Annotated in this window: 12 protein-coding genes; 4 read left to right on the top strand and 8 right to left on the bottom strand. The window is 74.0% G+C overall.

Annotated elements, in window-relative coordinates; genetic code table 11:
- The first annotated feature begins 242 nt into the window (after positions 1 to 242).
- The gene (locus ACF08D_RS26000) at positions 243 to 1,271 is read left to right on the top strand and encodes a lytic polysaccharide monooxygenase (protein WP_392225744.1); all 1,029 of its coding nucleotides are present in this window, start codon (positions 243 to 245) and stop codon (positions 1,269 to 1,271) included.
- Between the two features lie 77 nt (positions 1,272 to 1,348).
- On the opposite strand, the gene ACF08D_RS25995 is transcribed toward ACF08D_RS26000, so the two are convergent.
- From ACF08D_RS25995 to ACF08D_RS25985, 3 genes are all read right to left on the bottom strand, one after another.
- The gene (locus ACF08D_RS25995) at positions 1,349 to 2,254 is read right to left on the bottom strand and encodes an esterase/lipase family protein (RefSeq protein ID WP_392225742.1); all 906 of its coding nucleotides are present in this window, start codon (positions 2,252 to 2,254) and stop codon (positions 1,349 to 1,351) included.
- A gap of 155 nt (positions 2,255 to 2,409) precedes the next feature.
- On the bottom strand, positions 2,410 to 3,369 hold the full coding sequence (locus ACF08D_RS25990) for a hypothetical protein (protein ID WP_392225740.1): 960 nt from the start codon (positions 3,367 to 3,369) through the stop codon (positions 2,410 to 2,412).
- Positions 3,366 to 6,806: a DNA polymerase III subunit alpha gene (locus tag ACF08D_RS25985; RefSeq protein ID WP_392225738.1), complete on the bottom strand. Its 3,441-nt coding sequence runs from the start codon at positions 6,804 to 6,806 to the stop codon at positions 3,366 to 3,368. The genes ACF08D_RS25990 and ACF08D_RS25985 overlap by 4 nt, the downstream gene beginning before the upstream one ends.
- Before the next feature lie 152 nt (positions 6,807 to 6,958).
- Between ACF08D_RS25985 and ACF08D_RS25980 the strand changes: the two genes are divergently transcribed.
- Positions 6,959 to 8,035 carry a DUF3533 domain-containing protein gene (locus tag ACF08D_RS25980; protein ID WP_392225737.1) on the top strand — a complete coding sequence of 359 codons (1,077 nt, stop codon included), beginning with the start codon at positions 6,959 to 6,961 and terminating at the stop codon, positions 8,033 to 8,035.
- Between the two features lie 152 nt (positions 8,036 to 8,187).
- Here ACF08D_RS25980 and ACF08D_RS25975 read toward each other — a convergent pair whose 3' ends face one another.
- The gene (locus ACF08D_RS25975; RefSeq protein WP_392225736.1) at positions 8,188 to 9,273 is read right to left on the bottom strand and encodes a S1 family peptidase; all 1,086 of its coding nucleotides are present in this window, start codon (positions 9,271 to 9,273) and stop codon (positions 8,188 to 8,190) included.
- Between the two features lie 257 nt (positions 9,274 to 9,530).
- Here ACF08D_RS25975 and ACF08D_RS25970 point away from each other — a divergent pair, with 257 nt between their 5' ends.
- Positions 9,531 to 10,409, top strand: a complete 879-nt coding sequence (locus tag ACF08D_RS25970) for an alpha/beta fold hydrolase (RefSeq protein WP_392225734.1) — start codon at positions 9,531 to 9,533, stop codon at positions 10,407 to 10,409.
- Positions 10,410 to 10,421: 12 nt separating this feature from the next.
- Here the strand turns inward: ACF08D_RS25970 and fxsT are convergent, their stop codons facing one another.
- The 4 genes from fxsT to fxsA all read right to left on the bottom strand — a co-directional run bounded on the left by fxsT (position 10,422) and on the right by fxsA (position 18,147).
- Entirely contained in the window at positions 10,422 to 14,354 is a 3,933-nt protein-coding gene (gene fxsT / locus ACF08D_RS25965) for an FxSxx-COOH system tetratricopeptide repeat protein (protein WP_392225732.1), read from the bottom strand.
- The gene (locus ACF08D_RS25960) at positions 14,338 to 15,702 is read right to left on the bottom strand and encodes a TIR-like protein FxsC (RefSeq protein WP_392225730.1); all 1,365 of its coding nucleotides are present in this window, start codon (positions 15,700 to 15,702) and stop codon (positions 14,338 to 14,340) included. Before ACF08D_RS25960 ends, fxsT begins: the two co-directional genes overlap by 17 nt.
- A gap of 92 nt (positions 15,703 to 15,794) precedes the next feature.
- Complete coding sequence (gene fxsBH / locus ACF08D_RS25955) at positions 15,795 to 18,002, bottom strand: radical SAM/SPASM protein FxsBH, inactivated beta-hydroxylase extension form (protein WP_392225728.1); 2,208 nt, start codon at positions 18,000 to 18,002, stop codon at positions 15,795 to 15,797.
- A gap of 28 nt (positions 18,003 to 18,030) precedes the next feature.
- Complete coding sequence (gene fxsA, locus ACF08D_RS25950; protein WP_392225726.1) at positions 18,031 to 18,147, bottom strand: FxSxx-COOH cyclophane-containing RiPP peptide; 117 nt, start codon at positions 18,145 to 18,147, stop codon at positions 18,031 to 18,033.
- 279 nt (positions 18,148 to 18,426) lie between these two features.
- Between fxsA and ACF08D_RS25945 the strand changes: the two genes are divergently transcribed.
- Positions 18,427 to 19,329, top strand: a complete 903-nt coding sequence (locus tag ACF08D_RS25945) for a DUF4231 domain-containing protein (protein WP_392226351.1) — start codon at positions 18,427 to 18,429, stop codon at positions 19,327 to 19,329.
- The last annotated feature ends 56 nt before the right edge of the window (positions 19,330 to 19,385 follow it).

Here is a 19,385-nt window from a genome sequence, read left to right as displayed (position 1 = left end):
TCACTCCCCGCCTCTTCCTGTGGCTGCGCTCAAGCGTTCCTTAAACGCAGCATAAGGATCGCCGTCCACCCCTCTCACCGGCGGATTTCCGCGTTCCGAGCGGCTAGCTTGCTGATCACCGGGGCCGGTCCGGACCGTCGGCGCCGATGCCGGGGGGCCGCGCCGCCCGTCCGGGTCCCCGGTCCCGCAGCCCCCCACAGCCACCCCCCACACCGCACTTCCGGTCGAAGGAGAACGCCACCATGACTGCTCGCCGTTCGGCAGCCGCCACCGTCGTCCTGGGCGTCGCGCCGCTCGCCCTCGCGGGGCTCGCCGCGTCGCCGGCCGCCGCGCACGGCACGCTCACGGACCCCGTCAGCCGGGTGTCCGCCTGTTACGCCGAGGGGCCGGAGAGCCCGGACTCGGCGGCGTGCAGGGCGGCGGTCGCGGCGAGCGGGCCGCAGGCGTTCTACGACTGGAACGAGGTCAACATCGCCGACGCCGCCGGGAAGCACCGGCAGGTGATACCGGACGGCAAGCTGTGCAGCGCGGGCCGCGACAAGTACCGGGGGCTCGACCTGCCGCGCGGTGACTGGCCGTCGTCCCCGATGACCGCCGGGAAGCACACGTTCCGCTATAAGGCGACCGCCCCGCACAAGGGTTCCTTCGCGCTGTACCTCACCAAGGAGGGGTACGACCCGGCCAAGCCGCTGAAGTGGTCGGACCTGGAGGCGAAGCCGTTCGCCACGGTGACGAACCCCCGCCTGGAGAACGGGGAGTACGTCTTCGACGGCACCGTCCCGGCCAGGTCCGGCCGCCACCTGGTGTACTCGGTCTGGCAGCGCTCCGACTCGCCCGAGGCGTTCTACACCTGCTCCGACGTGGTGTTCGGCAAGGACAACGGCCAGGCGGGCGGCGGCGCGGCGCCCGCGCCCACCGCGTCGGCGCCGTCCGACGCGCAGATCGAGCAGGGCGCCGGCCAGTCGACGGTCGACCACGGCGGGCACGGCGGCGACGAGCACGGCGCGGGCCACGCGCCGGAGCCGTCCGCCCCAGAGAGCGCCCCCGCCACGGAGAGCGCCCCGGCCCCGGCGCCGTCCGCCGAGCAGGCCGGCTCGCTCCAGGCGCAGGGCGCGGGCACCCCGTCGCCGGTCGCCGCCGCGAGCGGGGGCGACCTCGCGGAGACCGGGGGCGGCGCGAGCACCGCGTACCTCGCGGCGGGCGGCGCGGGCGTGCTGGCGCTCGGCGCGGCGGTGCTGTTCGCCACGGCCCGCCGCAGGGCGGCCCGCTGACACCCGGCGCCCGAACGCGCAGGGGCCCGTCCGCGTCTCGCGGACGGGCCCTTTCGCGCGCGTACGCGGCCCCCGGCTCAGCCGATGACCGAGGCGCAGGTGGTCGGTGTCGCCCGCGCCGGGTCGAGGGCGTTGGCGACCTCGTGGAACGCGATGCGGTCGATCAGCCCGATGGCGACGTGCTCGGAGAGGTCCAGCGGGCACAGGTCCTGGAGCAGCACGTTGCGGACGCCCGGCCCGTCGAGGAACTGGGAGCGGTAGGGCGTGACGACCTGGTCGTACCGGGTGGCGATGACGGTGTAGCGGACGCCGGGGACGGTGTCGCCGCCCGCGTTGAGCTTCTGGAGGAAGGGCGAGCCGGCGATCTGGTCGGCGAGGCCCGGGGTCTTCTCGTTCAGCAGGCCGGCCGCGCCGGGGAAGTGGTCCAGCAGCCGGGTGAGGCCGAGCAGGGTGGTGCCGTGGTTGTCGGGGGCGAGGCCGACGAGGGCGTTCACCTTGTCGGCGCCGCCGAGGAACTTGAGGTAGTGGCGGGGCATCATCCCGCCCTGGGAGTGCCCGACGAGGTCGGCCTCGGCCGCGCCGGTGGCGGCGAGGACCGTGTCGACGTACGCGGAGAGCTGTTCGGCGGACTTGGCGACGGGGCCCAGCCCGTGGAAGAAGGGCACGCCGGGCAGTTGGCCGTAGTCGAGGGAGAAGACGCAGTAGCCGCGCGCCACCAGGTACGGGGCGAGGCCGAGCCAGTTGTCGACGGAGTTGCCGAAGGTGCCGTGGACGAGGACGACCGGGCGGGGATGGGCGGCGGACGGCTTGCAGCGGTAGTCGTTCCAGCCGCTGCCGGGCCGGCCCGCCGCCTGCGCGGCGACGGAAGCGGCGGGGGCGGAGGTGGTCGCGGAGGCGGCCGGGGCGGGGGTGAGGGTCGCGGTGACGGCCAGCAGCAGGACCGCGAGGGGTCTGAGGGCACGCCGGAGGTGCGGGGGCAGCATCGAGTGGTCTCCTTGCGGCTCAAGGAATGGGGAGGGGGCGTGGCGGTACGCCCCGTGGGCCCGGAACCACGGAATGCCGTGCTCATGCCAAGCTACGCACGGGTAGCGGCGGCTGGGAAGTTACGTGCCGGTAAAAAGTGCCGCGCCGCCAGGGATTACGCCGCCAGCGACCCCGGTACCACCGCTCCCGGGCCGAACCTCGCGCGCGCCCGGTCCGCCGCCGCCTCCAGCCGCCGCGCCCGGTCGTCGGCCGGGTCCAGGGAGAGCTGGTGGGTGGCCTTCCCGGCGGGCGTCAGGCCCTCGGCGCGCAGCCCGACCGCCCGCACCCGGGCGCGCTGGAGCCCGAGCGCCTCGTGCATCGCGTACGCGGCGGCGGTCAGGGCGGCCGTATGGGCGGTCGGTTCGGGCAGGGTGCGGGTCCGGGTGGTCGCCGAGCGGTCGGCGTACCGCACGGTCAGCGTGAGCGAGCGGCACACCTGCTCCTCGTCCCGCATCCGGGCGCCCAGCTCGCCGGCGAGGGACAGCAGGGCGCGCCGGTGCCGGTCGCGGTCCAGCTCGTCGCGGTCGAAGCCCCGCTCGGCGGCGACCGACCGGGACGCGGCGCCCGGGACGACCGCCGTCCGGTCGATGCCGTGCGCCCGCTCCCACAGCTCGCGGCCCGCCCGCGCGCCGGTGATCCGCTGGAGCACGGCGAGCGGCGCGGCGGCGACCCGGCCGACGGAGTCGAGCCCGTAGGCGCACAGCGTCCGGGCGGTGGCCGGGCCGACCCCGTGCAGCGCGGCGACCGGCCGGTCGCGCAGGAACGCCTCCGGGTCGTCCACGACCAGGGTGGTGCCGGGCGCGGCGGCCCGGGACGCCATGCGGGCGAGCATCGGGTTGGGGCCGGCGCCGATGGCGCAGTCCACCCCGTACAGGGCGAGCGCCCGGACCCGGATCAGGGCGGCCAGCCCGGCGGGGCCGCGCCCGAAGTACCGTACGGCGCCGCGCACGTCGGCGAGCGCGGCGTCGGGCGGGAGCGCCTCGACGACGGGGGTGAACTGCTCCAGCAGCCCGGTCAGTTGCGGGAGGAGCACCTCCTGGCCGGGTGCGGTCCGGAAGCGTATGTGGAGGATCATCCCGCACTCCCCCGGCTCTGGTGCCACAGCTTCTTCGGCGGACCCGCCGTCCCCTCGCCCGCCGGACGCAGGTCGGACCAGGGGTTCATCTCGTAGCCGGTGGGCATCGTGATCGTCCGGCCGCCGCCGGAGGGCGGCTGCGGGGCGGCCGGCGGCGGCTGGGCCAGGCGGGCCGCCACCGCGTCCAGGCCGCCCTCGCGGCGCAGGTCGACCAGCTCCGCGAGGTTCCACGCGGCGGAGGCGACCACGCTGAAGCTGCGCGGGCCGCGCCGCTGCACCACGCCGCGCACCAGCAGCAGCCAGGAGTGGAAGACGGTGTGGGCGCACGCCTCGTGGCTGTCGTCGAAGAAGGCCAGGTCGACCAGGCCGGTGCCGTCGTCGAGGGTGGTGAAGATGACCCGCCTGCCGGACCGCACGGGCGGCGTCTGGGTGGCCGCCTTGGCCCCGGCGACGAGCACGGTCTGGCCGTTGCGGGCGGCCCGCAGCCGCTGGGCGGAGACCACGCCCAGCTCGGCGAGGAAGGCGTGGTGGTCGGTCATCAGGTGGCGGGAGGCGTCCATGGACAGCACGCCCAGCTCGGCGCTGAGCCGTTCGGCGTCGTCGAGGTCGGGCAGGCCGACGGGCGCGGATCTCCGGCCGCCGCCGAGCGGGAGCTGGTCCCCGTACGAGCCGGATCCCCGCTGCATCCGGTGGAGTTCGGCGAGGTGCAGCAGCAGGTCGCGCCGGTTGCCGCCGAACGCGTCGAGCGCGCCGACCTGGGCGAGCCGTTCGGCGACGGGGCGGCTGGGGCGGGCCCGCTCCCAGAAGTCCAGCAGGGAGGCGTACGGCTGCCCGGCCTCGATCCGCGCCGCCTCCGCCTCGCTCATGCCGTGGACGTCGCTGAGCGCCAGCCGCAGCCCCCACGCACCCAGCGAACCGGACACCAGTTCGATCCGGTGGGCGACCGCCGAGCGGTTGACGTCCACCGGCAGCACCGGCACCCCCCGCCGCCGGGCGTCCGCCAGCAACAGCCGCTTGGGGTACATCCCGGGGTCGTGGGTGAGCAACCCGGCGTAGAAGGCGGCCGGGTGATGGGCCTTCAGCCACGCCGACTGGTACGTCGGTACGGCGAAGGCGACCGCGTGCGCCTTGCAGAAGCCGTACGACCCGAAGGCCGCCACGATCTCCCAGGTGCGCGCGACGACCTCCTCCGTGTACCCCCGGGCCCGCGCATGCTGGGCGAACCAGACCTTGATGCGGCCCTGCGACTCGGGGTCGGACAGGCCCCGCCGCACCGCGTCGGCCTCCTCCTTGCCGCAGCCGGTCATGATGTCGACGATCTTGATGATCTGCTCGTGGAAGACGACCACGCCGTACGTCTCGCGCAGCGCGTCCTCCAGGTCGGGGTGCGGATAGCGCACCGGCGCCCGGCCGTGCCGCGCCTCGATGAACGGCCGCACCATGTCGGCCGCGACCGGGCCGGGCCGGAAGAGCGAGATGTCCACGACCAGGTCGTGGAAGGTCGACGGCTGGAGCCGGCCGACCAGGTCGCGCTGGCCGGGCGACTCGATCTGGAAGCAGCCGAGCGTCTCGGCGGACGTGATCAGCCGGTAGGTGTCGGGGTCGCCCGGCCGCACCTGCTCCGGGTCGTCCAGGTCGACGACCTCACCGCTCGCCCGCTCGATCTCGGCGACCGCGTGCGCCATCGCCGACTGCATCCGCACGCCCAGGACGTCGAGCTTGAGCAGCCCCAGCTCCTCCACGTCGTCCTTGTCGAACTGGGACATCGGGAAGCTCTCGCCGCTGGTCGGCACCACGGGGGTGCGCCGGGGCAGCGAGGAGTCCGAGAGCAGCACCCCGCACGGGTGCATGGCGACGCCGCGCGGCAGCGCGTCCAGCGCCTCCACCAGCTCCCACAGCCTGCCGTACCGCTCCCGCTCCCCCGCCAGCTCCCGCAGCTCGGGCAGCTCGTCGAGCGCGGCGCGGGCGTCCCGGGCGCGGATGTGCGGGAACGCCTTGGCGATCCGGTCGATCTCGGCCGGGTCCATGGACAGCGCGGCGCCCACGTCCCGTACGGCGTGGCGGACCCGGTAGGTCTCGGGCATGGCGACCGCGGCCACCCGCTCGGGCCCGAAGCGGCCGAGGACGGCCCGGTAGACCTCCAGGCGGCGGGCGGACTCCACGTCGATGTCGATGTCGGGCAGCACCGGCCGCCGCACCGACAGGAACCGCTCCATCAGCAGGTCCTGTTCGACCGGGTCGGCGTGGGCGATGCCGAGGAGGTGGTTGATCAGCGACCCGGCGCCCGAGCCGCGGGCGGCGACCCGGATGCCCAGGGCGCGGGTGTCGTCCACGACCTGGGCGACGGTGAGGAAGTACGAGGCGAAGCCGAGCCGCTCGACGGTCCGCAGCTCGTCCTCCAGCCGCTCCCAGTAGGCCCGCTTCCGGTCGTGGCCGCGCAGCACCATCCCGGCGGCGCAGCGTGAGCGCAGCACCCGCTCGGCGGTGCGCCGCCCGGCGCCGACCAGGTGCGCCTCGGGGAAGTGGACGGTGCCGATGCCCAGGTCGTCCTCGGGGTCGACCAGGCACCCGGCGGCGGTCTCCTCGGTCATGGCGAGGAGCCGGTGGGCGGTGTCGCGGCGGAGGCCGGCCGCCTCGGCGACCCGCTCGGCGCCGGCCGCCATCGCGGCGGGGTCCTTGAGCCACCGCTCACCGCTGTCGAGGCCCTTGCGGGGGTCGATGGGCACCAGCCGGCGAGCCGCGTCGAGGACGTCGGCGACCGGTCCCTGGCCGGGGTCGGCGTACCGCACGGCGTTGCTGAGCACGGCGCGCACGCCCTGCTCGGCGGCGAGGCCCAGGGTGCGGGCGGCCTGCCGCAGCGAGCCGGGCCCGGTGCCGGAGCGGCCGTGGTGGACGACCTCCAGGCGCAGGGCGTCGCCGTACGCCTCCCGCCAGGGGGCGAGGAGCCGGGCGGCGCGGTCGGGCCGGCCGGCGGCGAGGGCGCGGCCGACCTCGGAGCCGGGCCCGAGGAGCACGGTCACCCCGTCGCCGTGGTTCTCGGCCCACGGCAGCAGCGGGGAGCCCTCCGCGGTGTGCGCGGCGGTGATCAGCCGGCACAGGGTGGCCCAGCCCTCGCGGGAGCGGGCCAGGTAGACCGCGCGGGGCGCGGACTCGTCCACGAAGGCGCCGCCCCGCACGGGGGTGCGGCGGCGCTCGGTGCGCGAGGTCTCCTCCCGTACCGGCCCGCCGGTGGCGAGGTCCACGCCGAAGAGCGGCCGGACGCCCTCCTTGGCGCAGGCCGCGGCGAAGCGGACCGCGCCGGCGACGGTGTCGCGGTCGGTCAGGGCGACGGCGTCCATGCCGCGCTCGGCGGCGCGCGCCGCCAGCCGCTCCGGGTGCGAGGCCCCATAGCGCAGGGAGAACCCCGAAACGGTGTGCAGATGCGTGAAGTCCGGCACCCGCACCTCCTGGATCGATCCGTCTCACCTCCCCCTCTTCCACCATAGACCAGTTTCGAACATCCGTACGACCCGGTGGCCGGCCCCGGCGTCCGTCCGCCATTCGGCCCGCCCCGCCTGCGCGAACCCGGGGCGGCCCGGAGCGTGGGGGCATGAAGCTCGCCGCCGAAGCCAAGAACGCCGTCACCCCCCGGGCCGCGCTGCTGGTCGCCGGCGTGCTCGCGCTCCAGCTCCTGTTCATCGCCTCGTACGTGGGGGCGCTGCACGACCCGCGGCCGAGGGACGTCCCCTTCGGTGTGATGGCCCCCGGCGCGGCGGCGTCCCAGGCGGCGGACCGGCTGGCCGGCCTGCCCGGCGACCCGCTCGACCCCCGGGTGCTCGGCGACCGGGAGGAGGCGCGGCGGCAGATCATGGAGCGGCGGATCGACGGCGCCCTGATCGTCGACCCCCGGGGCACCGAGGACACCCTGCTGGTCGCGTCGGGCGGCGGCACCGCCCTGGCGCGGGCCCTGACCCCGATCGTCACCCAGGCCGAGGCGGCCCAGCGCCGCACGGTGCGCACCGTGGACGTGGCGCCGGCCTCCCCCCAGGACTTCAACGGGCTGTCCTCGTTCTACCTGGTGGTGGGGTGGTGCGTGGGCGGCTACCTGCTCGCCTCGGTGCTGGCGATCAGCGCGGGCTCCCGGCCCGCCAACCCGCAGCGCGCCGTCATCCGGCTCGCGGTCCTGGCGCTCTCGGCGGTCCTCGGCGGCCTCGGTGGCGCGGTGATCGTCGGCCCCGTGCTGGGCGCGCTGCCCGGCTGTGTGGCCGCGCTGTGGGGGCTGGGCACCCTGGTGGTCTTCGCGGTCGGCGCGATCACCCTCGCGCTCCAGGCGCTCACCGGGATCGTCGGCATCGGCCTCGCGGTGCTGCTCATCGTGATCGCGGGCAACCCGAGCGCGGGCGGCGCGTTCCCCGCGCCGATGCTCCCCGACTTCTGGCGGACGATCGGCCCGGCCCTGCCGCCGGGCGCGGGCACCTGGGCGGCCCGTTCGATCGCGTACTTCCGGGGCGAGGCGCTCTCCGGCGCGATGCAGGTCCTCGCCGTGTGGGCGGTCGTGGGCACCGCGGTCACCGTGGTGATGTCGGCGGTACGGCGCAAGGACGCGTGCCCCGAGCCCGAACCCGAACCGGGGCCGGAGCCGGGCCCGGGCGGCACCGCGTCCCTGACGAAGGACCCCCGGACCTGACGGAGGCCCCCGGGCACGGAGCAGGGCCCGCGCACGGAGAAGGGCCGTGTACGGAGAAGGGCCCCGGCCCGCCGGAGTCGCGGCGGCCGGGGCCCTCACCCGTTACTGCTGTTACTGCTGTTACTGCTGCTTACCGCTGTTACCGCTGCACGTCAGCCGATCTGCGCGCCGAGGGTGCTCAGCGCCTCCGTGACCGGCTGGAAGAAGGTCTCACCGCCCGAGGAGCAGTCGCCGCTGCCGCCCGAGGTCAGGCCGACCGCCGCGTCGCCCGAGAAGAGCGAGCCGCCGCTGTCGCCGGGCTCGGCGCAGACGTTCGTCTGGATGAGGCCCTCGACGACCTGCCCGCTGCCGTAGTTCACGGTGGCGTTGAGGCCGGTGACCTCGCCCTCGTGGACCTGGGTGGTCGAGCCGCTGCGGGTGACCTTCATCCCGACGGTCGCGTCGGCCGCCTTGGTGATGGCCTGGCTGCTGCCGTTGTAGAGGTTCACCTCGCTCGGGTGCGCGGTGTCGCCGTTGTACTTCACCAGCGCGAAGTCGTTGCCCGGGAACTGCGAGTCGACCATGGTGCCGATGGCCGCGCCGCCCTGGGAGTCCGACCACTCGCTGTTGGCCTCGCCGCAGTGACCGGCGGTGATGAAGTGCGGCTGGCCGTCCTTCACCACGTTGAAGCCCAGCGAGCAGCGCCCGCCGCCGGAGTGGATGGCGTCACCGCCCGCGATGAACGGCTTGAACTCTCCCGCGGTGCGCTTCAGTTCCGCCTTGGCGCCGAGGCCCTTCACGACCTGGTTGAGCTTCTCCCAGTTCGCGCCCTTGACCGTGCGGTCGGCCGTGACGACCACCTTGTTGCTCACCGGGTCGACCGCCCAGGAGGTGCCCGGGATGGTCGCCTTCGTCTTCAGCGTCTGCCGGGCGCCGGTCAGTTCGGCCAGGGTGTTCTGGACGATTCTCGCCTTGCCGCCCGCCTCGCGGACGGCCTCGGCCGCGGCCTCGTCGACCACGTTGACGACCAGGTTCTTCGCCGAGGCGTCGTAGTACGCCCCGGCCGCGTCGCCGCCCAGCGTCTTGTCGAGCGTCGTGGCGAGGGACTGCGCCGCGGGCGCCGACAGGGTCTTCGCGGTGGAGCCGCCGGGCTCCTCGCTGGCGTTCGCGGTCTGCAGGGTGACACCGGCTCCGAGCAGGGCGACAACGGCTCCGCCGGCGATCGCCGCGCGCCTCTTGGGTATGCGTCGGTGCTTCAAAACGTCGACCTCTCCTGTGGGGGGCCGTGCCCGGCACGTGGGGTACGCGGTCACGGAGGATGGTCAGGCCACCATCGCGATACCGACCGGTAGCACACAAGACCGATTCGGGGACACGCACACGACCTTCACGCCGTGCCCCCGTCGCTCCCACTACTCCCGGTGTCCCCTCCGGTCCACGCACCGGCGACAAAGGGCCCCTGTACAGGCACCCTGATGGGTAGTCATCGACGGACACGGTGAAGGAGGCGGGGGGCTTGCGACGTCGGGTGCGCGCGAGGGACGGCCGGCATCTGATGGTGGAGCGCCTGGGGGACCCGAAGGGCCGTCCGGTCTTCCTGCTGCACGGCACGCCCGGCAGCAGACTGGGGCCGGCCCCGCGCGGCATGGTGCTCTACCAGCGCGGTATGCAGCTGATCGCGTACGACCGCCCCGGCTACGGCGGCTCCGACCGGCTGGCGGGGCGCAGCGTCGCCGACGTGGCCGCGGACGTGGCGGACATCGCGGACGCCCTGGGCCTGGAGCGCTTCGCCGTGGTGGGCCGCTCCGGCGGCGCGCCGCACGCCCTGGCGTGCGCGGCTCTGCTGCCGCACCGGGTGACCCGCACCGCCGCGCTGGTGACCCTGGCGCCGCGGGACGCGGACGGGCTCGACTGGTTCGAGGGCATGGCCGCCTCGAACGTCACCGAGTACACCCACGCCACCCAGAACCCCGACGGGGTCGCCGCCCGCCTCACCCCCCGCGCCGACGCGATCCGCCGGGACCCGGTCCGGCTCCTGGACGACCTGCGCCGCGAACTGACCGCCTCGGACCGCATGGTCGTCGCCGACGCGGGTGTACGGTCCATGCTGCTGCGCAACTACCAGGAGGCGCTGCGGACCTCGGCGTACGGCTGGATCGACGACGCCCTGGCCTTCTGCGGCCCCTGGGGCTTCGACCCGGCGGACATCCCGGGCGAGGTCCTGCTCTGGCACGGCGAGCAGGACGTCTTCTCGCCGGTCGGCCACTCCCGCTGGCTCGCCCGCCGCATCCCGTACGCCACGGCGGTCCTGGAGCCGTCGGCCGCCCACTTCGACGCCCTGCACGCCCTCCCCCGGGTCCTCACCTGGCTGCTGGAGGAACCCGGGGGCGAGTGAGCGCCGGACGTCTCAGACAGCCAGCGGCTCCAAGTCCCGGTGCACCCGGCGTTCGTCGCGGGCCATCCGGGTCAGGGCGTGGTCGTCGCCGAGCTGGCGGGAGAGCTCGTCGCCGGTCTCGGCGCGCAGCTGGGCCGCCTCGTCCTTGCGGCCGAGCGCGCCGAGGGTGACCGCCAGGTTGGATGCGACGCCCAGGACTTCCGGGTGGTGGGCGCCCAGGACCTCGCGCAGCGCGCGCACGGTGCGCTGCTCGATGCCCAGGGTCTCGTCCAGCTCACCGAGGTCGGCCCGGGTGTTGGCGAGGTTCACCGTGCAGAACAGGGCGTGCGGGTGCCGTTCGCCGAGGACCTCCCGCATCGTCCGCAGGGCGTCCCGGAGGGTCTCTTCGGCGCTCTCGGGCGATCCGCAGCCCCACTGGTAGACGCCCAGGTTGTTGAGGGCGGCCAGGGTGTAGGGGTGCCGTTCGCCGGGGACCTCCCGGTACTGGTCGACGACCTCCTGGGCGAGGTCGCGGGCGGCCACCGGCTCCCCGGCCGCGAACAGGTCGGCCGCGAGGTTGAGGTCGCAGGCGAGGGAGTCGGGGTGGGCGTAGGTGTACTTGGCGCGGTAGCGGTTGCGGGTGGCGGTGGTGAGCCGCCGGGCGTCCTCCAGCCGGCCGGCGCGGCGCAGGGAGACGGCGAGGCTCTTGCCGGCGGCGAGGGTGCCGGGGAAGGCCCGGCCCATCGTCTCCTTGTAGGTGGCGTAGGTCCGGGTGAGCAGGGTGACAGAGTCCTCGTACCGGCCGACCTCCCGCAGGTCGCGGGCGAGCGAGGTGGCCGAGGAGAGGGTGTAGGGGTGCTCGGGGCCCAGCACCTCGGTGCGCCGGTCGAAGACCTCCTGGTCGATCTCGCGGGCCCGCGCGTACTGGCCGACCATGCGCAGGTTGAGCGCGAGGTTGTTGGCGGCGGCGAGGGTGCGGGGGTGGGAGTCGTGGAAGATCTGGCCGAATCCCTCGTGCGCCTCGGTGGCCAGCTCCATGGCCCTGCCGTACTGGCCGAGCGCGCCGAGGTCCATGGCGAGGCTGGAGGTGGTCATGTAGGTGTGCGGGTGGGAGCGGCCGAGGACGGCCCGCTGGCGTTCCAGGGTGACCTCGTCGAGGTCGCGGGCCTCCACGTACCGGCCCTGGGAGCGCAGGATGTTGGAGAGGTGGAAGCGGAGGTAGAGGTACTGGAGGTCATCGTTGCCGAGGGTCTCGCGCCAGGCGTCGCGCAGGTCCTCGGCGAGCGCGCCGGCGGTCTGCCAGTCGCCGCGCTTCCAGAGGTAGCGGACGCGGTCGATGAGCAGCCTGCGGGTCTCGGGCTCCTTGCAGTGGCGGGCCTCGGAGGTGCCGAGGTGGGGCCAGATGGTGGCGAACCGGGGCCAGGTCTCGGGGTTGTCGATCGGCTCGTCGTCGTCAGGCCGGGCCCCGGCGAGGATGCGGTGGACGGCGTGCCGGGCCTCGCGCTGCTCCTCCTCGGTGAGCTGGGCGCGGATGACGGCCTGGACGAGCCGGTGGACCTGGATGGAGTTGGACACCTGGTCGACCTTGGCCAGGGCGAAGCGGCCGATCTCCCGGATGACCCGGCCGAGGACCAGCTTCTCCTGGAGCGAGGCGTCGTAGGGCTTGAGCGCCTCGATCATCTCCTTGCTGTAGAGGAGGTTGGCGTGGATGGGCTCGGGGGCGAAGAAGGCGCAGAGCTGGAGCAGCCGCACGGCGGCGGGTGAGCGCTCCTTGAGCCGCTCGATGGAGACGTTCCAGGTCGCGGCGACCGGCTCGGGGTAGCCGGCGGGCTGGTTGAGGGCGAGGGTGCGGGCGGCGGCCTCCTGGAGCTGCTCCAGGTAGGCGGCGACGGGGGTGGCGGTCTCCGCGATCCAGGCGGCGGCCTGTTCGACGGCGAGCGGGAGGTCGCCGACGGCCTCGGCGACCCGGTCGGCGTCCTCGTCGCCGAGGCCCCGGGCGCGGCGCTGGAGATGCTCGACGGACTCCTCGCGGAGGAAGACGTCGACGGGCAGCGCGTCGCCGTACTGGGACCAGGTCTGGTTGCGGGAGGTGACGAGGATGTGCCCGCCGGTGGGGAAGAACCGCTTCAGGGCGTCCGGGTCGTCGGCATTGTCGAAGACGAGGAGCCAGCGGTTGGTCGGTACGCCGCGGCGGAGCAGGTCGACGGCCTCCTGGGAGGCGGCGGCCATGTCGTCGCCGCCCTGGGCGCCGAGGCGGACGGCGAGTTCGGCGAGCCCGGCGATGACGTCGTCGGTCTGCTCGGCGGACATCCACCACACGAGGTCGTAGTCGGCCATGAAGCGGTGGACGTACTCCAGGGCGACCTGGGTCTTGCCGACGCCGCCGAGCCCGTAGAGGGTCTGCGGCTGGGGCAGGACGACGGCCATGCCGCCGCCGAGCTGGTCGCGCATCCGCTCCAGGACGACGGACCGGCCGGTGAAGCCGGGGTTGCGGGGCGGGGCGTTCCAGATCTTGGGCACGGTGCCGGGGAAGCGGGGGCCGGGCGGGACGCCCTCGTTGCGCTTGACCGGGCGGTCGAGGGCGCGCAGCAGCGCGGCGGTGGCGTGCACCTCGTCGAGGCGGAAGAGGTCGACGGGGTTGCGGTCGATGTACGGGGTGGTGAGCCGGACGTCGCCGACGCGCAGCGGCAGCAGGTGACGCCGCCCTCCGGCCGGGTCCTCGGCGGCGGCCCGTTCCCACACCTCGACGGCGCGGGCCGACTTGAGGTAGGCGCTGGAGAGGAGGACGACGGTGCGGGCGGCGTTCTCGGCGGCCCGGACCGCGTCGCCGCCGGTGGTGGCCGGGTCGGCGGAGACGTCGCGGGGCACGACGCGGAAGCCGGCCCGGGTGAGGACGGACTCGATCCAGTCGGCCCACATGCGGTTCTCGGCGACGTACGACAGGAAGAGGTCGGCGGGCAGGGCGGGGCGGCGGCGGGTGAAGGCGTCCCTGATCCGCAGCCGTACCTCCTCGTTGACGGCCGGCATGGCGGTGACGTCGCCGTCGGTGACGACGGCGGTGAGCCGTTCGAAGGCGGAGAGCAGCGAGTTGGCGATGCCCGCGTCGTCGCCGAAGGTGGCGAGGGTCTCCTCGTAGGCGTAGTAGGGGCGGTAGGGGATCTCCACGGCGCCCCAGTAGGCGCTGAGTTCCTCACCGGTCATGCCGCTGGGGAAGCCGTCGAACTTGAGCCGGGCCAGGGCCCGGCCGGCGTCGGCCTTCTCCTTCTCGCCCTCGTCGATGCGCATGGGTACGGGGAAGATGCGGATGCCCCGGCCGCCGTACCGCTCGTCGATCTGGCGGGCGACGGCGGAGGCGCCGTCCATGGACTGGTCGCTGAGGGTGAAGCAGTCGACCAGCGCGTCGGGCAGGTGGACGGTGCAGATGTCGGCGATGTCGCTGAGGCCGGTGCGGCTGTCGATGAGGACGTAGTCGTAGTGGGCCTTCATGTCGTCGCGGAGCGCGTCGAAGAAGTGGCCGCCGCCGAGCCGGTCGTAGAAGTTGTCCCAGTCGAAGGTGGAGACGGTGGCGGAGTATTCGCGGTTCTGCTTGCCGGCGGAGACGAAGTCGAGGGTGCCGCCGTCGGGGAACTCCCAGCCGAGGGTCTCGGGGGTGAGGGAGACGGCGTGCGGCTGGATGCGGGCGTAGTCGCGGTGCCAGTCGTCGGGCCGCTGGACGGGGCTGGTGGCGGCCCAGGCGTACTCGGTGATCAGGTCGATGACGCCGGTGGTGGCGCCGAGGGTGGAGGGGTCGAGGAAGGGGTGGAAGAAGCGGTGCAGGCCGGGGGCCTCCAGGTCCCAGTCGACGGCGAGGACCCGTCTGCCGTTCGCGGCGAGGATCCAGGCCGTGTTCGCCAGGGCCATCGTCCGTCCCGTACCGCCCTTGTACGAGTAGAAGGTGACGATGCGTCCGTCACGACTGGCTGTCATCCAGGTCCTCCGCATCCGGCGCGATCTCGTGCGTCTCGGGTGTGTAGTGCGTGGTGCCCAGTTCGCTGGCCATGGGGCCGCGCAGCCGGGGCCGTTCGGTGTGCCGGCCGCCGGCGGGCGGGTAGACGGCGGCGTGCCGCAGGTACTGCTGGGCGGCGGCCTCGACCACCTGGGGCAGGATCTTGCCGAACGCCTCCATGGTGGGGATGCCGCGGGCGGCGGCGCGGCTCGCGGCGCGGCCCTGGCCCATCTTGATGGGCATGGTCTCCTCCAGCGCCCGGTGGAGTTCGGCGTCCGCGGCGCGGGTCTCCCGGTCCATCAGGTTGCGCGGGACGACGACGCTGACCCAGGGGCGGTGCTCGGCGTCGTAGGCGGCGAGGCGTTCGCGGCGCTCGGCGTCCTTGAGGGCCCAGCGGTCGAGGAGCAGGATCTCGGGGCTGCCGGGGGGCTGTTTGCTGTCGGCGGGTCCGGTGTCGTGGTCGAAGGAGGCGACGGTGGCCTGGTAGTTGAGGGAGCGGACCAGGTCCTCGGTGACATGGGCGAGGGGCCGGGCGGCGTCGGGGTGGTAGGGGTTCCAGTCCTGCGGCATGTCGCCGTAGTAGTCGGGGTCGCGGCCGTCGGGGAGGTCGTGGCGGGTGGCGGCGGCGACGGTGACCTGGAGGGGCCGGGGGCCCCGGCCCGGGGGGCCGAAGGCGCTGGGGACGGTGCGGTAGTCGACGGGCCTGCCGGGGCTGATGCTCGCGGTGTCGGCGACATGGACGATGCGTTTGGCCAGTTCGTAGACGGCCCGTTCGTACTCCTCGGCGAATATCCGGAGTTTGATCAGTCCGTAGAGGCCGTCGGTGACGTAACGGTCGCCGAAGTCACGGTGGTTGAACTGGAGCCGTTCGGCGGGCCCGGGGAGCTGTTCGGGCGGCACGGGGACCCAGAGGGCGGGGACGATGGCGTCGGCGGGCCTGTTGTGTTTGGCGTGGTGGTAGATGGCCCGGGTGGCGAAGGCGTACCACTCCTTGCCGCACATCTCACTGGCGAAATAGCGCGGTGAGAACAGGGGGACGAAGACCCGGCAGGAGGCCAGGACGTCACCCAGCCGTTCCGACCAGCCCTCGCCCGAGCGTATCTCCCGGTCCATGAATCCGGCGGGGGCGCCGGCGGGGAGATCGGTCATGGCCATCACATGACCGCACAGATCGCGGAAGAGCCGTTCGACCCACATGTCGGGGTCGGGGCCACCGGATCCGTAGCGCGGTGTGTGTGCGTAACTCAGAAAGAAATACGGCCGATGGTCCGCCGCTCGCGCTTGCGATGACGCCTGCACCCGACCCCCGTCCCATGTGATCACCCGCATCCGGGATGAGAAAGGATACGAGCTGGTCAATCATTCCGGAGTGGTCTTTGCACGACCCCCATGACGTTCGGTCATTCACCGTTGTTTTTCAGTCATCCCCGGGGCGGGGTGCCGGACCGTTCCCGGGCCTGGCCGAGTTCCTTGCGCACGTCGGCGACCAGCAGCTTTCCGTCGACGGTGAGTTCGGCGGCGTTCTCCAGCAGGTCGAGGGCCCTTTCGGCGTGTTCGGTGTGCCCGTCCTCGTACGCCGCGAGGCCCGCCCGCTCGTAGGCGCCGGCGAGCAGCGCGGAGACCGGGACGGGTGCCTCCTGCCAGGGCGCGCGGTGGCTCCAGGCGCCGTCCAGCGCGTAGAGGTCCGCGACGTCCAGCAGCGCCCGCAGCCGGGCCCGCCGGTGGCCCAGCAGCAGGGCCCGGGCCAGCTCGCGCGGGCCGCCCGCGAGGGGCAGGCCGAGCGCGCCGTAGCCGTGCGGGCCGACGGCCGGTCCGGTGCCGGTGACCGGGGTGAGCGTGGTCAGCCCGGCGGCCCGCGCGGCCTGTCCGGGCGCCGTCTCCCGCAGCAGCGCCCACGCCCGCTCCAGCCGCCCGGTCCAGTCCGCCGCCGCGGCCGGGGTGAGCCGCCCGGCGGCGGGGACGCCGAAGCGGTCCCGCCAGGGGTCGAGGTCGTCCAGGGCGGTGCCGTTCGCGCCGCGCCGCACCGGCCGCCAGCCGGCGCCCTCCTCGCCGGGCCGTCCGGCGCGCAGCTCGGTGGCCCCCGCCCGCAGCAGCAGCCCCTCGCCGGTGGCCCGCACCACGACCTCGGGGCCGGCCACCTCGGCGGTGCCGAGGGTCGGCAGGTGCAGCGGGCCGCCGGGGTGGGCGATCCGGACGGGGACGTCCACCCGGCCGCGTACGGCGGCGGCGGCCACGTACCGGGCGAGCTGCCCGGCGAGGTCCGGCGCCCCGGCGCGTCCCTCGCGCAGGGCGGCCAGGCAGTCGAGGAGCCAGGTGCGGGTGTAGGGGTGGGCGAGGATCGCGTCGAGCCCGCCGGAGCGCTCCTCGACGGTGCCGGCCAGCTCCCAGGCGGCGGCCCACCGCTCGCCGCCGCGGCCGGCGAGTTCGCTGTGCAGCTCGGCGAGGAGGACGCGGGTCAGCTCGTGCTGTTCGGCGGGGAGGGCGGCGGGGTCGGTCACGGCGGGCGCCGCGGTGGCGGCGGCGGTGCGGTCCTCGACGCCGCGGACGAGGGCCTCCAGGTCGGCGCAGTAGACGGACGGGTTGGCGAAGTGGCCGTCGCGGTAGCGGTGGGTGTAGAGGCCGCCGCCGCAGGAGCGGACGACGGGGCAGCGCCGGCAGGTCTCGCCGACCCCGTCGAGGCCGAGCCGGCGCGCCCGGACGCCGGGGTGGGCGGCGACCTCGTCGAGGGCGTGCGTGTAGACGTCGAAGCCGGTGGCGGCGGCGCCCTCGTAGGCGCTCTTGAGGGAGTCGACCTGTTCGAGGGTGCCGTCGGTCTCCACGACGACGAGGTCGGTGGGGGCGAGGCCGAGGGACTCGGTGAGGCTGGGGCCGCCGCTCAGGGTGGACAGCACGGACTCGAAGAGCCGCACGGGCACCGGCCTTCCCTGGTCGTTCCACCGGTCGAAGGCGGCGAGGATCCAGTCGGCGTAGGCGGTGGGCGAGCCGTCGGGGCGCGGCGGGGGCTGCTCCCAGGTGGCGTGCGGGAGGAGGAAGTCGATGCGCGGGGGCGCGAGCGCGAGGAGCGCGTCGTAGACGGTGACGGGGTCGTTGGCCACGTCGATGGTGCACAGCAGGCCGAGGTCGAGGTGGCAGTAGCGCTCCTGGTGGAGGAGCGCGACGGCGCGCAGGACGTGGGGGTGGCTGCTGCGGCCGTCGGCGAAGCGGCGGTGGCGGTCGTTGGCGGCCTTGTCGCCGTCGAGGGAGATGCCCACCTTCACGCCGAACTCGTCGAAGAGGTCGAGGAAGCGGGGGCCGAGCTGGAGGCCGTTGGTGTGGATCCGCAGATCCAGGGCGGTGACCGGGGCGAGGGCGGAGGTCAGCTCCTCGCAGACGCGCCGCAGGCGCGCGGGCCCCGCCAGCAGGGGCTCCCCTCCGTGCAGGATCACTGTCACGGAGGGCAGGGCATGGGTCGTGGCATGCTCGGCCAGTCGCAGAGCTGTCCAGGAGATCGCCTGGTCAGAGATTGCCTTGGGGCGGGTACGCCAGCTCTGATCGGCGTGTTCGTAGATGTAGCAGTGGTCACAGGCGAGGTCGCACCGGCTGTGGACCTTGAGGACGATCTCGCGGAAAGGGACCGGCGGTCCTGTCATTCCGCCAGTTTAGTGCGCGTTCGCCGGTTCAGAGCGCGGAGTTGAAGGTGGGGACGCGCTCGATGCGGTCGCTCACGGACGGCAGGACCCGGCCGAGCTTCTTGGCGGCGGCGGCCCCGCGCACATCGATCTCGGCGAGCGGCACACGCATTTTCTTCGCGCCTGCGAATGTGGCGGAGGTGGAAAAGCTCACGACGGCCGTCCTAGGGGGAGTGGGTCGGTCGGGGATTACCGCACCGTTGCAGTGTCGGCGGCACGACTTTACTCTCATGCGAACCCACGGCAAATCAGCGCAAGGGGTTGAAACAAAAGCGTTGCGCCAGTATTCCCCGACTGGCCCGGAACGAGCTGTTCCATCGAAAGAGTGACCACAAAACCGCAGACGGGGGTGCGCATGACCGTTTCTCAGGGACCGCTGGAGAGCATGGTCTTCCGGAACGCAGACCTGCCCGAACTCTTCCACCGGGCGGACGAGACCGCCATCGCCAGACAGCGGGACGCGGTCCGGGACACCCGCGCCCAGCTGTGGCTTCTGGTCCTGGGGGCCTGCCTGGCCGCCGCGCCGGGCGGCTGGGCCGTCGGCGGCTCCTTCCACCTGGCGGGAGCACTCAGCGCGTTGGCGTACGCCGGCGTGCTCCTGGCCGCCTATCGCGCCTCGAGGCGCCGGGCGACTTCGCAGTGGCAACTGAACCGCTCCGCCGCCGAGTTCATCAAGTCGATGTGCTGGCGGTACGCCGTCCACGGCGCCCCCTTCGACGCCGGATTCCCGGACGCCGACGGGGAGTTCACCACCCGTCTGGAGGAGGGGCTCGGCGAGCTGCGCAAGGTGGGCTGGACGGATCCGCGCGGCACCGCACCCGCCGGAGCCGCGTCGGAACTCATCACTCCGGCCATGCGCCGGCTGCGGGAGAAGCCCTTCCGGGTACGCAAGGAGACGTACGTCCGCGACCGGCTGATCGAGCAGCGGAACTGGTACCACAGGAAGACCGCCCTGTCGCGCCGGGCGACCGCGCTCTGGTCGGCCTCGGTCTCGGTGCTCACCGCCCTGGCCCTGCTGCTGGGCGTGGCGCGGGCCTTCTCGGTCGGCGACTCGGCGGTGCCGGCCGCGCTGCTGTCGGCCGCGGCGGCGGCCTGCGTGGCGTGGAGCGAGATCCGCCGGCACCAGCCGCTGATCGCGGCGCACTCCCTGGTCGAGGAGGACCTGGCGGCGATGCACACCGCGATGGAGACGGTGATCGGCGAGGACCGGTGGGCGGCGGCGGTGTACGAGACCGAGCGCGTCGTCTCGCCCCAGCACACCGACTGGCTGGTCCAGCACCGGCGCTGACCGCGCGGCCGGACGGGGCCGCGGCCGGGCAGGGCTCCGGGCCCGGGTCCGGGTCC

Source organism: Streptomyces sp. NPDC015131 (assembly GCF_043079975.1).
GTDB lineage: Bacteria > Actinomycetota > Actinomycetes > Streptomycetales > Streptomycetaceae > Streptomyces.
This window is presented reverse-complemented; position numbering and strand designations above follow the sequence as displayed.

Bases quoted from the DNA above. Each gene is read 5' to 3' on its own strand.
- ACF08D_RS25945 (WP_392226351.1), top strand. From the start codon at position 18,427: ATGGTCTTCCGGAACGCAGACCTGCCCGAACTCTTCCACCGGGCGGAC.
- ACF08D_RS25990 (WP_392225740.1), bottom strand. From the start codon at position 3,369: ATGATCCTCCACATACGCTTCCGGACCGCACCCGGCCAGGAGGTGCTC.
- fxsT (WP_392225732.1), bottom strand. From the start codon at position 14,354: ATGACAGCCAGTCGTGACGGACGCATCGTCACCTTCTACTCGTACAAG.
- ACF08D_RS26000 (WP_392225744.1), top strand. From the start codon at position 243: ATGACTGCTCGCCGTTCGGCAGCCGCCACCGTCGTCCTGGGCGTCGCG.
- ACF08D_RS25995 (WP_392225742.1), bottom strand. From the start codon at position 2,254: ATGCTGCCCCCGCACCTCCGGCGTGCCCTCAGACCCCTCGCGGTCCTG.
- ACF08D_RS25980 (WP_392225737.1), top strand. From the start codon at position 6,959: ATGAAGCTCGCCGCCGAAGCCAAGAACGCCGTCACCCCCCGGGCCGCG.
- fxsBH (WP_392225728.1), bottom strand. From the start codon at position 18,002: ATGACAGGACCGCCGGTCCCTTTCCGCGAGATCGTCCTCAAGGTCCAC.
- ACF08D_RS25960 (WP_392225730.1), bottom strand. From the start codon at position 15,702: ATGCGGGTGATCACATGGGACGGGGGTCGGGTGCAGGCGTCATCGCAA.